Source organism: Thiomonas sp. SCN 64-16 (genome assembly GCF_001725585.1).
Lineage (GTDB): Bacteria > Pseudomonadota > Gammaproteobacteria > Burkholderiales > Burkholderiaceae_C > Thiomonas > Thiomonas arsenitoxydans.
On the sequence record NZ_MEGQ01000060.1, the window covers coordinates 1 to 13,740 of the forward strand.

Here is a 13,740-nt window from a genome sequence, read left to right on the forward strand (position 1 = left end):
CGATTAATCCACCCCGCCGCCCCGGCAAGATTATGCATCATATGAATGTGAATAGCATCAAATTCGCCTTGATGCCTCAACAACCAGAGCGCAAAATTTAGATTGAGTAATATCGCACCAAGTCCCTTTATTTTCGGATACCCCAATCTTTGTACCGGAATACCATCGACCTGATCGGCAAACGGGAGCGAGCGGTCTAGGTGCGGCACCAGAACGCGCACCTCGTGACCGGCAGCGGCGAATGACCGACTAAGTAGCCGGGCCTGCATCTCTGCACCACCCGTTGCAGGATATCGTCCGTCAACCACCATTAATATACGTATTGGGGCATGCATATTGAATGAAATGCCAATTTATATAAACCGCATAAACTTTAAACAAGAGAATTAATGACGCGATCCGGCCGCCTCTCAAAATCGAGAATCTCCATGAACAAAAAGTCCTTTAGTCGATTTTTGTGAAATGACCTTCGCAGGAATTCCGCCGATAGTTGCATTACCCTCTGGAAAGCTTTTATTGACTACCGCATTGGCGCCCACCGCTGTATTGTCCCCAATCTCTATCGCACCAAAAATTTTTGCCCCTGGTGCAATATAACAATTGTGTCCTATTCTTGGCACTTCGTTTCCTCTGCCAAGCTGCGCTCCGATATTCACGCCTGTATGAATTCTGCAATTCGAACCAATTCTTGCCCCGGAATTCACGACGATCGTGCCGTAGTGCAAAATTGCAAGGCCTGGGCCAAAAACATTGATCGGTATCGAGAACCCTAGCTTGATCGAAAGCTTACGAAAACGATATACCGCAAGGCGGCGCCGAAAAGAATTTTTCTCACAGTTTGTGAGAAATTCGACTTTTCTAAGCAGGCGCTGAAATTGAAAAATTTCGTCAAACAGCCAGGCCCAGCGCGAATTCACTCCCAAAGCGATGCGGTCCGCCTCGAGATACCTTTGGTAGTCTGCGTACGATTTGATCAAGCTGCGCTCCCTTTTGCGATTTCAGTCGGTATCTATTTTTGCACTCAAATGTTGCCTTGCACTCCCCCAACTGAGCGACGCTGATCCAGTGCTGGATGGTGCTGCAAGAAAGCCCAAGCAGACCTGCGGAGGCGTAACGTTGAGCAGATGGGACGCGGCCCTTAGGCCCCCCCCGGAAAATGGAAATTCTTGGTCGCTACAGGGTCATTGCGGGGACAAATTGATGTCCGAAAGACGAAAAAAAGCCCACAGCGTTAGTGTGGGCCAATCCTGTAAGCTGTTGTTTTTACAGATATTTGGAGGCGGGGGTCGGAATCGAACCGGCATAGACGGCTTTGCAGGCCGCTGCATAACCACTCTGCCACCCCGCCGGGCGACTTGGCTGCGTAAAGATTAGAGATCGTACGCAAAACCGCAGGATGCTGCAGCGCTGACCCCGGCTTGTCTGCCATTGGTCAAACCCTGTGTCGTCACAGGAAAGCGACAACATGCACCGGACACAAAAAAGGGAAGCTTGGCTTCCCTTTTTTGCTGAGAATTTGGAGCGGGAAACGAGACTCGAACTCGCGACCTCAACCTTGGCAAGGTTGCGCTCTACCAACTGAGCTATTCCCGCGTAAAACAATTATTTTCGCAGCGCCTGAACCGCTTGTCAACACTCGCTCGTAAAAAGATTGATCAATGCAAGCCGCGTTCGTCTGGCTCGTCCACTGAGGTGGCGATCACGCTAACCGGGCGGCCCTTGAGACGATGCCACACATAGACGCCGTAGCCGGACAATCCATATAGAACAAACAAGCCAAACAACACCAGCGGAGGCTGGTACGCGATCAGACCGATCAACAGCACGATGAGAAAGATGCTGATGAACGGCACGCTGCGGCGAAAGCTCACGTCCTTGAAGCTGTAGAACGGCACGTTGGTCACCATGGTGAGTCCGGCGAACAGCGTGATGACAAAACTGAACCAGGCGACATGCGCGCCCTGCACACCGGCATCCGTCATGATCCAGAGAAAACCGGCCACCAGCGCGGCAGCGGCCGGACTGGGCAGGCCTTGAAAGTAGCGTTTGTCGATCACCGCAACATTGGTGTTGAAACGCGCAAGCCGCAGAGCAGCCCCTGCGCAATACACAAAGGCGGCCAACCAGCCCAGCTTGCCCAGACCGCGCAGCGACCATTCATAAATGATGAGCGCAGGGGCCGCACCGAACGACACCATGTCGGCGAGTGAGTCGAACTGGGCGCCGAATTCGCTTTGGGTATTGGTCATCCGCGCAACCCGGCCATCGAGGCTGTCGAGCACCATGGCGGCGAAAATGGCTGTGGCCGCGGAGTCGTATCGCCCGCTCATCGCCATCACAATGGCGTAGAAGCCGCAGAACAACGCGGCAGCGGTGAAGGAGTTGGGTAGAAGATAGATGCCACGCCGACGACGGTGTGCAGGATCGTCGTCGGGCTCAGGCGGCTGATAGGTCACTTCCGGCGACCGGGGCGTATCGGCTTCTGGAGGCGCATCTGTCCGTTCCGACAAACTGGTCTGCGGGGGAAATTGGGCCACATTTCGCGACATGCTCAACCTCTCTGAACGAATAGACGTCTTAAGAAAAGGACTTCAGGCAGCGAAATCGGCCAGCACGGTGCTGCTGGCGTAAACCTTGTCTCCGATCGAAACGCGCGACTGTGTGTCCAGCGGCAGATAGACATCGACACGCGAACCAAACCGGATGAATCCAAACCGTTGCCCGCGCTGCAGGGCATCGCCCGCCTTGACGTAGCAAAGGATGCGCCGGGCAATCAAGCCGGCGACTTGCACGGCAGTCACCACGCGACCATCGCAATCGATCACCAGCGCATTGCGCTCGTTTTGCTCGGAGGCTTTGTCGAGATCGGCGTTCACAAATTTACCCGGGAAATATTGCACATCGCGCAAGGCGCCGTCCACCGGGGCACGGTTTGAATGCACATTGAACACGTTCATGAACACGCTGATTTTGAGGGCATCGCGCCCGGCGTAAGGGTCGAACGCATGCGTAATGGCCACGATGCGGCCATCAGCCGGGCTGAGAACGGCGAGCGGATCGCGAGGGATCGGACGGGCGGGATCACGAAAGAACTGCACCACGAAAATCGTCAGCAGCCAGATCGGCAATGACCACCAGAACCCGGCGAGCGCCCAAACGATCACGGAAAGCAGCACGCTGCTGGCAATAAAGGGCCAGCCTTCGCGGGCCAGAATGGGATGGGGATAAGTCATGGGTGGAGTTTAGTCGCCGGAAGGCCCGGCATGAAGCACAACACCCGGCAGGGGCCGGGTGTTGTGAAAGTCAAAGGGTCGGAAGATCAGTTCTTCGATTTGTCCACCAGTTTGTTGGCCTTGATCCAAGGCATCATCGCACGCAGCTTCTCACCGACCTGTTCGATCTGATGGTCGGAGGTCAGACGGCGACGCGAGAGCAAGGTCGGCGCACCGGCGCGGTTTTCCAGAATGAAGCTCTTGGCGTATTCACCCGTCTGGATGTCCTTGAGGCACTGACGCATGGCGTTCTTGGTGTCCTCGGTGACGACCTTCGGCCCGGTGACGTACTCGCCGTACTCCGCGTTGTTGGAGATCGAGTAGTTCATGTTGGCAATGCCGCCTTCGTAGATCAGATCGACGATGAGCTTGAGTTCGTGCAGACACTCGAAATAGGCCATCTCGGGCGCATAGCCGGCCTCGACCAGGGTCTCGAAACCGGCCTTGATCAGTTCGACCGTACCGCCGCACAGCACGGCTTGCTCACCGAACAGATCGGTCTCGGTCTCTTCGCGGAAGTTGGTTTCGATGATGCCGGCCTTGCCGCCGCCGTTGGCCACAGCGTAAGAAAGCGCCAGATCGCGCGCCTTGCCCGATTTGTCGGCATGCACCGCGATCAGATGCGGCACGCCGCCGCCCTGGGTGTAGGTGCTGCGCACGGTATGGCCGGGCGCCTTGGGGGCGATCATGATGACGTCGAGATCGGCACGCGGCTGAACCTGGCCGTAATGCACGTTGAAGCCGTGCGCAAAGGCCAGTGCAGCCCCCTTCTTCATGTTCGGCTCGACGGCATTGCGATAGACCTCGGCGATGTTCTCGTCGGGCATGAGCATCATCACCACATCGGCGCCTTCAACGGCCTTTTCGACCTCGGCGACCTTCAGGCCGGCTTTTTTGGCCTTGTCCCAGGATGCGCCGTTCTTGCGCAGGCCGACGGTGACCTTCACGCCGCTGTCATTCAGATTTTGGGCATGCGCATGACCCTGCGAGCCGTAACCCACGATGGTGACCTTCTTGCCTTTGATGAGGGAGAGATCGGCGTCTTTGTCGTAATAAACGTTCATATTGGCTCCTGAAGTTGAGGTTTTGTGTTCTTGGCGGGACGCTCCACGCCACAAAGAAAAAATATGCGCCGTCTTGGAATCAGGCGCGCAGGATACGCTCGGCGCGGCCAATTCCGCAGCTGCCGGTTCGCACGGTTTCCAGAATGGCCGTGGGATCGACCGCCTGGATAAAAGCGTCGAGCTTCGCGGCGTCGCCGGTCAGTTCGATGGTGTAGGACTTGTCGGTCACATCGATGATGTGGCCGCGGAAAATGTCGGACATGCGCTTGATCTCTTCGCGCTCCTTGCCCACGGCCCGCAGCTTGATCAACATGAGCTCGCGCTCGATGAAGGAAGCCTCGGTGAGATCGACGACCTTGACTACTTCGATGAGCCGGTTGAGGTGCTTGGTGATCTGCCCGATGACCTCTTCCGAGCCGCTGGTGACGATGGTCATGCGCGACAGCGAGGCGTCTTCCGTGGGCGCCACGACCAGCGATTCGATGTTGTAGCCCCGAGCGGAGAACAAGCCCACCACACGCGACAGGGCACCGGGTTCGTTTTCCAGCAGAACGGCAATGATGTGTTTCATGAATTCACTCCTCTACGCAGGCTTCGTGCGGCGCCGGTAAGCGTCGCCTGGCTGCTGCGAGATTGATGATGGAAGGGTGTGCAGCACTGCCGCACACGATAGGTCAAGGCACTTGCTGCAACTCCGCAGACCGCCGCGTCCGGTGAGACACGACCCCTGCAGAGCCGACAGCATTGCGCCTTTCAAAAATCAGAGATCCTCCGACCCAAGCAACATATCGGTGATCCCCCGACCCGCCTGCACCATGGGCCAGACGTTCTCTGTGGGGTCCACCGAGATGTCGAGGAAGACCGTGCGGTCTTTCATCGCAAACGCCTTCTCCATGGCGGGGCGCAGGTCTTCGGGCTTGTCCACCTTGATGCCCACATGACCATAGGCTTCGGCGAGCTTGACGAAGTCGGGCAAGGAATCCATGTAGGAATGCGAATAGCGGCCTTCGTACTCGATCTCCTGCCACTGCCGCACCATACCGAGATAGCGGTTGTTAAGCAGGATGATCTTCACCGCCGTGCCGTATTGCAGGCAGGTGGCAAGCTCCTGAATGTTCATCTGGATGGAGCCGTCACCGGTGACGCAAACGGCGTCGGCTTCAGGCTTGGCCAGCTTGATGCCCATGGCATAAGGCAGCCCCACGCCCATGGTGCCCAGCCCGCCCGAATTGATCCAGCGCCGCGGCTCGGGAAATTTATAGAGCTGCGCAGCCCACATCTGATGCTGTCCAACGTCGGAGCAAATATAGGTCTCGCGGTCTTTGGTCAGCTCGTACAGCGTGTCGATCACAGCCTGCGGCTTGATGACCTCGGTCGAATGCTCATAGGCGAGACAGTCGCGCTTGCGCCACTCGTCGATCTGCGCCCACCAGGCCGCCAGCGCGCCGCCGTCGTTCTTGTTGCCCGCCTTGAAGGACTGTTCGAGCTGATCGATGAGTTCCTGCAGCACCTCGCCGACATCGCCCACGATGGGCACGTCCACCTTCACCCGCTTCGAGATGGAGGAAGGATCGATATCGATATGCACGATCTTGCGCTGGTTTTGCGCAAAATGCCCCGGATTGCCGATCACCCTGTCGTCGAACCGCACGCCCACCGCGAGCAGCACGTCGCAATGCTGCATCGCCATATTCGCCTCGAAGGTGCCGTGCATGCCGGGCATGCCGAGAAACTTCGGGTCTTCGCCGGGCATCGCGCCCAGCCCCATCAGCGTATTGGTGCAGGGATACTTCAGCAGATCGGCCAGCTTGCGCAGTTCGGGAGACGCATTCGCCAGCACCACGCCACCGCCCGTGTAGATGTAAGGACGCTTGGCCGAGAGCAGCAGTTGCACCGCCTTGCGGATCTGGCCACCGTGACCCTTGCGCACCGGGTTGTAAGAGCGCATCTCCACGGTCTTGGGATACTCGAACTGAGTGGTATGGCGCGACACATCCTTGGGCACATCCACCACCACCGGGCCCGGCCGACCCGAACGGGCGATGTGGAACGCCTTTTTCATCGTGGCCGCGAGATCGCGCACATCCTTGACCAAGAAATTGTGTTTGACCACCGGGCGGGTGATGCCCACGGTGTCGCATTCCTGAAACGCATCCAGCCCGATTGCCGTCGTCGGCACCTGCCCGGTGATGATCACCATCGGAATCGAGTCCATATAGGCCGTGGCAATACCCGTGATGGCATTGGTCGCCCCCGGCCCAGAGGTCACCAGGGCCACGCCGACCTCGCCCGTCGCACGGGCATAGGCGTCTGCGGCATGAACTGCAGCCGCTTCCTGCCGCACCAGTACATGCTGGATCGATGTTTGCTTGTAGAGTTCGTCGTAGATGTAGAGCACGGCCCCGCCGGGGTAGCCCCACATGAATTCGACGCCTTCTTCCTGAAGGCATCGCACCAGGATTTCGGCCCCGGTGAGTTCCTGCGCGCTTGCCGCGCCGGATTTTGATGCAGCCGTTGCGGCCGACTTGTGTTCTGTGCGATTCATTTCCATGAGTTCACCTTGTGAATTTCTCTGACGAAAAACTTCAGGTCTCCCTCGGCACCCGCTTGTGGCCGGCCTTTGGGATACACGTGCGATCTGGAACGTTGTGGGCGCGGCAGGCGATGCAAATCGCATCTCCCCTTGTTGCTGCACGGAGGCTCAGACCAAACGGAACTTGGCAGTGTAGTGCAGCGCAGCACTGCTGCACATGATCGTGGGGATTTTGGTCTCGCATCAGAACGGACTGACGCCCCAACGTCGCCCCAACGCCGGTCGGCTGGTTGATCTGCATGAGCCCGTCCTGTAGCCCATTTGGTGCAACGATGCGCCATTGCATAATGTGCAGTTGCCTCTCATCCTCACGGACCGCACGACGTCCGACTCGATGGCCACCGAACGAGAACTCAACGAATTCCTCGCCAGCATCGACAAGCGCGCTTTTTTGCGCGCCGCGTTCTCGACGCGCGACGACGACGCCGCGATGGATCTGGTGCAGGAGGCGATGATCAGCCTGGCGACCAAATACGCCGACAAACCGCGCCAGGAGTTGCCGCTGCTGTTCCAGCGCATTCTGACCAATGCCATTCTCGACTGGCATCGCAAGCGCAAGGTGCGCAGCGCGCTGTTCAGCAATCTGTCGGATTTTGAATCTCAGGAAAGTGAGGGCGAATTTGACCTGCTCGAAACGCTGGAACTCGAAGCACTGAGCGAGCATCTCGAGAGCGCCGAAACCCAGGTTCAGCGCATGCAGATCCTGAAACATCTCGAAACTGAAATTTCGCGTTTGCCCGCACGTCAACGGGAAGCGTTTTTGTTACGTTATTGGGAAGAACTCGACGTTGCCGAAACCGCGCAGGCCATGGGCTGCTCGGAAGGCAGCGTCAAAACGCATTGCTCGCGCGCCATCCATTCGCTGGCACGCGTCTTGAAAGCTCAGGGCTACTCATGAAAAACGACGCAACCGATCCGCTGCGCCCCAAAGTCGAAGCCCGCCTTGCGCAGCAACTCGCCACACGGCTGCAACAGGCCGAGCGGCAGATCACGCCCGAACAGTCCGAGCGCCTCAAGGCCCTGCGGCTGATGGCGGTCGCCCAGATTCAGCCCGTTTCGGCAACTGCTGCCGTCGCGCAGGGCCGCGCCCTTTCGCTGGTGGGTCCCTCGCTCTGGAGGTCGTGGCTGTTTCGTTTCGGCGCCGTTCTGCCGCTGATCGTGCTGGTCGTCGGCCTGCTGGTCTTGCAAGACTATCAACAGGAACGGTTCATCCGCGTCACGGCCGACATCGACACCGCCCTTTTGCTGGGCGATTTGCCGCCAGCGGCCTATGCCGATCCCGGATTTGCCCGCTACCTCAAGCTGGAGCGCTGATGACTTTGCGCCCCTGTCCTCCACGCCTGATGGAGCGCCCCCTCCTGCTTCATTCCGCCCTGTTTCAGTCGGCTCTGTTTCAGTCCGCCTTGCTGCTGGGCCTGTTCGTGGCCCTGCTGTTCTGCGTCACTCCGGCGCATGCGGCTGAAGCGCCGCCGAGCTGGCAACACCTTAGCGCGACGCAGCAGCACATTCTTGCCCCCCTGAAAGCCGATTGGAGCGAGTTCGATCACGACCGCAAGAAAAAATGGCTCGACATCGCCGCCCGCTATCCAGCAATGAGTCCGCAGCAGCAAAAAACCCTGCAGCAGCGGATGAATGAGTGGGCGCACCTCAGTCCGGAAAAACGTCGTCTGGCGCGCGAAAATTTTCTCTCCACCGGCAAGACGCCGCAGCAAAGCCGCCGCGAAGCCTGGGAGGCCTACCAAAAACTGCCTCAGGCCGAACGTGAACGGCTCAAGGAAGAAGCCCGGCATCCCAAGCCCCACCCCGGACAGGTGGGCAAATATTTGCAGGAAAAACAGGCTGCTGCAAGCCACGTGCAGCCTGTCAAGCCGCCCGTCAAACCCGCGCCCCAGCCGCCTCTCTCCGCATCGGCGCCGATACCCGCCAAAACCGCCTCCGCTGCCGTGCCTTGTGCGGATGTGCTGCGCTGCCCGGCCCGCTAAGTTCGTGCTGCGGGCGCACGCCTTCGCCCAAATCCATGCTTTCTCTAAACGCGCCCCCACTGCGCCGACGCCTAGCCTGCCTCACCTATGAAGGGCTCATACTGCTGGGCCTGTCCCTAGTCACTGCGGCGGTCACGCTAGGGCTACTGCACTTGTTGGGTTTGCCGCAGGCGTCGGCAACACACCGAGTCGTCCTCCAAGTCGCAGAATTCGTTGCGCTCACCGGCTATGGTGCCGGGTTCTGGAGTGCAGGTCGACAAACACTACCCATGAAGGTCTGGAAAATCGCTCTGGTCACCCCCAACGGGGCTGCGCTCGGCCTTGGACGGGCGCTATGGCGCGCCGTTCTGGCCTGGCTCTGGGTCGTCCCCGCCCTGACCTTGGCTGCGGCCCTGCAACTTTCGCCGGGGGAGACCGGCTGGCTGCTCGCGGCGGGCATTTTGCTGTGGGCCTGCACCAGCCTGCTGCGCAAAGACCGTCAGTATCTGCACGATGTGCTCGCGGGCACGCGCCTGGTGCCCGCAAACGGATAACCGCCCATGAAACTCGACCCTCACGCCATCTGGTACGCATGGGACGGCTGGAACGCCCGCCTATTCCTCGCCATCAATCACACCGGAGACAACCCGGTGTGGAACAACGCCGCACGCCTGGGCACCGCCTTGGGCGACCATCATCTGCTGCCGGTCTACCTCGGCCTGCTGCTGACCCTCGCGATGCGCTGGCCCCGGTTGATTTCTCTGCGCAGCGTGCTGGTCTACGCCTGGGCCAATCTGCTGTTGTTTGTCTCGATTTACGGCGTACTCAAACCCTGGGCCCACTTTCCGCGACCGCTTGAGGTTTTCGGGCCGCAGATGGTTCATGTACTTGGAGAACCCAAGTTTGCGCACAGCTTTCCCTCGGGTCACGCGGCATTTGCCATGGTGCTCGCCGCAAGTCTGGCCTTTTCGCTGCCCCGCCCCTGGAGCGTCGTGCTGTGGCTGTTCGCGCTTTGGGTGGCATGGTCACGCATCGCCGTCGGCGCGCACTTCCCGGCTGACGTGATCGGCGGGGCGTTCGTGGGCGCCCTGTGCGTCTTGGTAGCGTACGGGCTCGCCAGGTTGTGGATTCGGGGTGCGAAGCCCGCATAAGGCAGACGCGGTCTCATTCGTCTGATTCGGAAGGCGAGTGGCATGCCAAGCTGCAAACACCATCAGACCACCTCCCAGCCAGCCCGGTATCGTCATCTTCTCGCCCAGCAGAGCAACGCCAACCAACACGCCAAACAACGGCTCGCTACCCATCAACAACGAGACCCGGCTGGGGCTCGTGCGAGACGCCGCATAGTTCTGCGCAAAGAAAGCAAATACGGTGCACAGCAACACCAGAAACGCCATCCCGGCCCAGAAACTGGCCCGCAGGGGAATGGACGGCCAGTGTGGCCCGCGCCAGACCCACACCAGGGCAGCCAACCCCACCGTCACCACGCCCGATTGAACGGCGGTCAAAGTCAGTGCGGGCAAGGCATGACGGGCTGCAAGCCGTCTGGTTTGAGTCACCATCACGGCCCTCAGCAAGGCAGCGAGAAGCACCAGCGCATCGCCCAAGCCCGGGCGGCCAATTCCCGATGTTGCCGACAGCAAACCCGCTCCGATCACCGACAAACCCGCCGCCTGCCACACGCGCAAGGTGGGCGGCTGCCCCAATAGCGCCCATTCGACCAGTGGCGTCAGCGCGACACAAAGACTGATGAGCAGAGCGGCGTTTGCTGCAGTCGTCAACGTGACGCCGTAGGTTTCGCAGAGAAACACGGCCAGCAGGTTGAGCCCCAGTATCGAGCCGACCGCCAATCCGCCTCGCCATTGCGCCGTAAACAGGGGACGCAAGGTCGGCGACAGGATCAGAAAGGTCAAACCAAAGCGCAGGGCGAGCAAGTCGAGCACCGGCCACTGCTGAGCCAACAATTTGGTCACCCCATAACTGCCACCCCAAACTGCCGCAACCAGTAGAAGCAGCACTTCAGGCACACCCAGGTTGAGCGCATGAAATGCGGGCGCTGAGGCCGCGCGCTTGATAGGCGGATTTGTCATCGAAAGACCTGCATAAGATGGAGCGTTGTCCCATTGTTGGGCGTGCATCCCTGGCAAACCAGACCCTCCACCGGAACAGGACTATTGCGCCGTGAGTACAAATGCGTTTTTGAGCGTTCTGCCTGAAATGGTGACCTTCCTGCGAGTCGCCGAGTCCGGGAGTTTCTCCGCAGCCGCACGGCAGCTTGGCACCACGCCCTCGGCGGTGAGCCGTCAGGTCTCTCGCCTGGAAAAACACCTCGGCGTTCAGCTGATCCTGCGAACAACGCGACAACTCCGTCTGACCGCCGCAGGAGACGCGGCGCGCGTGCGCTGCGGCGAGTTGGTCGCCGCGGCGCAAGCCGTCATGCAAGTGCCGCAACAAATAGCCGGAACGCCGAAGGGATCGATCTGCATCAGCGCCCCGAAGGCATTTGCCCGGCATGTGCTGCATCCCTTGCTCTTGCAGTTTCTGGCGCAATGGCCCCAGGTACAACTGCAATTGATCGCGACCGACCATGAGGTCGATCCCTTTCGCGAGGGCGTCGATCTGATGATCCGCGTCACGCGTCATCCGCCCGAGGGCTTTGCCGCGCGCGAACTGATGCAGGTAGAGCAGGTTCTATGCGCAGCGCCCGCGTATCTTGCGGCCCACCCGGCCATTACTCATCCGTCCGATCTGGCGGCGCACAGCTGCCTTCCCCTAGGCGAAGATGCTCACGACAGGTGCTGGCGCTTTCGGCAGGGCGACACTGAGACTGAAGTCGTCGTGCAGGGTCGCTATGCCGTGAATCACAGCGCATTGCGGCTGGAGGCCATGCTGGCCGGTCTGGGGCTCTGCACCTTGCCTGACTATGTGGCGCGCGCCGCACTGGAGAACAGGTCTGCCGTCCAGGTCTTGCCGGACTGGAATTTCCTCGGAAATTATGGTGGCAGTGCCTACGCACTCTATCCGCCGAGCCGCTTTGTGTCGCCCGCCTTGCGCGCACTGATCGACCATCTTGCCGCCGCCCTGGAATAAAAAAACGCCCTGACTTGCGGGGCGTTTTCATCAGACCACTTCTGCGCACATCAGGTGAATTTGCGCGTGGCCATGAAACGGTCGAACTCGTTGTCCGCAAAGCGGAACCAGAGAATGTCGTCGTTGCGGAACTTGGCCCAGTCGGTGTAGACCTTTTTCCAACGGGGATTGCTCGCTGAAAGCTCGTTATAAAGGTCGTTGGACGCCTTGAACGCCGCTTCCATCACGTCTTTCGGAAAGCCTTGCAGCTTGGCGCCTTTGCCCACCAATTCCTTGAGCGCGGGAGGGTTCTTGGCGTCATACATGGCCTGCATATTGATGTGCGCATGCGAGGCCGCCAGTTCCACCATGGCCTTGTATTCTGGCGACAAAGCGTTGTACGCCTTCTGGTTCACATACAGGTCGAGCTGCGGGCCGCCTTCCCACCAGCCGGGATACAGGTAGTTGTTCGCCACTTTGTAGAAGCCCAGCTTCAGATCGTCATACGGGCCGATCCACTCCGCCGCGTCGATGGTGCCCTTCTCCAGCGAGGGATAAATGTCACCGCCCGGAATATTCTGCGGCACCACGCCGATGCGCTCCATCACCTTGCCGCCGAAGCCGCCAATGCGCATTTTCAGGCCCTTCATGTCGGCCAGGCTCTTGATCGGCTTGCGGAACCAGCCGCCCATCTGCGCGCCGGTATTGCCCAACGGAAAGCTGATGATGTTGTAGTTTGCATAAAACTCGCGCATGAGCTTGAGGCCGTTGCCCTGATACATCCAGGCGCTCATCTGGCGGGAGTTCATGCCGAAGGGCACGGCACAGCCCAGGGCGAAGGTCGGGTCCTTGCCGAAGAAGTAGTACGGCGCGGTGTGCGCGCACTCCACCGTACCTTGTTGCACGGCGTCGACCACGCCGAAGGGTGGAACCAGTTCACCGGCAGCATGGATGCTGATTTCGAACTTGCCGCCCGAGGCTTCCTTGACCTTCTGCGCGAAGATGTTGGCCGCACCGAAGATGGTGTCGAGCGAATTGGGAAAACTTGACGCCAGGCGCCAGCGCACGGACTGCTGGGCCATGACAACGGCGGGTGCGCTACCCGCCGCGAGAATACCGGCCAGGCCGGCGTGTTTGACAAATGAACGGCGTTCCATAGGGTCTCCTGGTAAATAAGTCACTCTCGATACAGATGATTCATTTCATATCAAGATGATTCCAATTGTATTGACCCGTCCCAAACGCCCTGAAAAAAGCCCGCTTCGGCGGGCTTTTTTTGGCTAGGGCAGCGCGCTCAGGTGAGCTTGCGTGTGGACATGAAACGGTCGAACTCGTTCTCGGCAAAACGGAACCACAGAATGTCGTCGTTGCGGAATTTCACCCAGTCGGCGTAGACCTTGCGCCAATTCGGATTGTTTGCGGACAGTTCGCTGTAAAGATCGTTGGCCGCCTTGTACGCCGCTTCCATGACGTCTTTGGGGAAGCCTTGCAGCTTGGCGCCCTTGCCCACCAGTTCCTTGAGAGCCGGGGGGTTCTTGGCGTCGTAGGCAGCCTGCATATTGACGTGGGCGTAGGCCGTCGCAGCATCGACCGCCGCCTTGTAGTCTGCGGGCAGCGCGTTGTAGGCCTTCTGGTTGACATAGAGGTCAAGCTCCAGACCGCCTTCCCACCAGCCGGGGTACAGGTAGTTCTTCGCCACTTTGTAGAAGCCGAGCTTCAGGTCGTCATACGGGCCGATCCACTCCGCCGCGTCGATGGTGCCCTTCTCCAGCGAGGGATAG

General features: G+C 59.5%; 13 protein-coding genes, 2 tRNA genes and 3 pseudogenes. 6 read left to right on the forward strand and 12 right to left on the reverse strand.

Translation table 11 applies throughout. The annotated features are described in order from the left end of the window. The 9 genes and pseudogenes from ABT24_RS13640 to ABT24_RS13680 all read right to left on the reverse strand — a co-directional run. Window positions 1-221 (reverse strand): annotated as a pseudogene (locus ABT24_RS13640) (glycosyltransferase family 1 protein); the annotation flags it as partial. A 189-nt stretch (window positions 222-410) separates the two neighbouring features. Beyond that, entirely contained in the window at window positions 411-977 is a 567-nt protein-coding gene (locus ABT24_RS13645; protein ID WP_013106399.1) for a serine O-acetyltransferase, read from the reverse strand. Window positions 978-1,274: 297 nt separating this feature from the next. Beyond that, window positions 1,275-1,348 (reverse strand) — tRNA-Cys (locus tag ABT24_RS13650). Window positions 1,349-1,517: 169 nt separating this feature from the next. Beyond that, window positions 1,518-1,593 (reverse strand) — tRNA-Gly (locus ABT24_RS13655). A 62-nt stretch (window positions 1,594-1,655) separates the two neighbouring features. Beyond that, a complete protein-coding gene (pssA, locus tag ABT24_RS13660; protein ID WP_156054769.1) occupies window positions 1,656-2,549 on the reverse strand; it encodes a CDP-diacylglycerol--serine O-phosphatidyltransferase in 894 nt (297 codons plus the stop codon). A 42-nt stretch (window positions 2,550-2,591) separates the two neighbouring features. After that, window positions 2,592-3,233, reverse strand: coding sequence for a phosphatidylserine decarboxylase (locus tag ABT24_RS13665; protein WP_156054768.1), 642 nt, complete (start codon window positions 3,231-3,233; stop codon window positions 2,592-2,594). A gap of 86 nt (window positions 3,234-3,319) precedes the next feature. Further along, on the reverse strand, window positions 3,320-4,390 hold the full coding sequence (gene ilvC / locus ABT24_RS13670; protein WP_079668496.1) for a ketol-acid reductoisomerase: 1,071 nt from the start codon (window positions 4,388-4,390) through the stop codon (window positions 3,320-3,322). Window positions 4,391-4,415: 25 nt separating this feature from the next. Then, window positions 4,416-4,907, reverse strand: coding sequence for an acetolactate synthase small subunit (ilvN, locus tag ABT24_RS13675; protein WP_286738051.1), 492 nt, complete (start codon window positions 4,905-4,907; stop codon window positions 4,416-4,418). A gap of 189 nt (window positions 4,908-5,096) precedes the next feature. Beyond that, window positions 5,097-6,887, reverse strand: a complete 1,791-nt coding sequence (locus ABT24_RS13680; RefSeq protein WP_276730791.1) for an acetolactate synthase 3 catalytic subunit — start codon at window positions 6,885-6,887, stop codon at window positions 5,097-5,099. A gap of 376 nt (window positions 6,888-7,263) precedes the next feature. Here ABT24_RS13680 and ABT24_RS13685 point away from each other — a divergent pair, with 376 nt between their 5' ends. From ABT24_RS13685 to ABT24_RS13705, 5 genes and pseudogenes are all read left to right on the forward strand, one after another. Beyond that, window positions 7,264-7,827, forward strand: coding sequence for an RNA polymerase sigma factor (locus ABT24_RS13685; protein ID WP_041608698.1), 564 nt, complete (start codon window positions 7,264-7,266; stop codon window positions 7,825-7,827). Further along, window positions 7,824-8,243, forward strand: a complete 420-nt coding sequence (locus tag ABT24_RS13690; protein WP_013106406.1) for a DUF3619 family protein — start codon at window positions 7,824-7,826, stop codon at window positions 8,241-8,243. Before ABT24_RS13685 ends, ABT24_RS13690 begins: the two co-directional genes overlap by 4 nt. Window positions 8,244-8,272: 29 nt before the next feature. Further along, complete coding sequence (locus ABT24_RS13695) at window positions 8,273-8,911, forward strand: DUF3106 domain-containing protein (protein WP_286738055.1); 639 nt, start codon at window positions 8,273-8,275, stop codon at window positions 8,909-8,911. 35 nt (window positions 8,912-8,946) lie between these two features. Continuing rightward, entirely contained in the window at window positions 8,947-9,444 is a 498-nt protein-coding gene (locus ABT24_RS13700; RefSeq protein WP_276710409.1) for an RDD family protein, read from the forward strand. Between the two features lie 183 nt (window positions 9,445-9,627). Continuing rightward, window positions 9,628-9,945, forward strand: a pseudogene (locus ABT24_RS13705) (phosphatase PAP2 family protein); the annotation flags it as partial. On the opposite strand, the gene ABT24_RS13710 reads toward ABT24_RS13705, so the two are convergent. After that, the gene (locus tag ABT24_RS13710; RefSeq protein WP_276730795.1) at window positions 9,916-10,980 is read right to left on the reverse strand and encodes a DMT family transporter; all 1,065 of its coding nucleotides are present in this window, start codon (window positions 10,978-10,980) and stop codon (window positions 9,916-9,918) included. The pseudogene ABT24_RS13705 and the gene ABT24_RS13710 overlap by 30 nt on opposite strands. Window positions 10,981-11,071: 91 nt before the next feature. Between ABT24_RS13710 and ABT24_RS13715 the strand changes: the two genes are divergently transcribed. Further along, a complete protein-coding gene (locus ABT24_RS13715) occupies window positions 11,072-11,980 on the forward strand; it encodes a LysR family transcriptional regulator (protein WP_276730797.1) in 909 nt (302 codons plus the stop codon). A gap of 50 nt (window positions 11,981-12,030) precedes the next feature. Here ABT24_RS13715 and ABT24_RS13720 read toward each other — a convergent pair whose 3' ends face one another. Then, window positions 12,031-13,116: a TRAP transporter substrate-binding protein gene (locus ABT24_RS13720; RefSeq protein WP_276705907.1), complete on the reverse strand. Its 1,086-nt coding sequence runs from the start codon at window positions 13,114-13,116 to the stop codon at window positions 12,031-12,033. Window positions 13,117-13,253: 137 nt separating this feature from the next. Beyond that, a pseudogene (locus tag ABT24_RS13725) lies at window positions 13,254-13,740 on the reverse strand (ABC transporter substrate-binding protein); the annotation flags it as partial.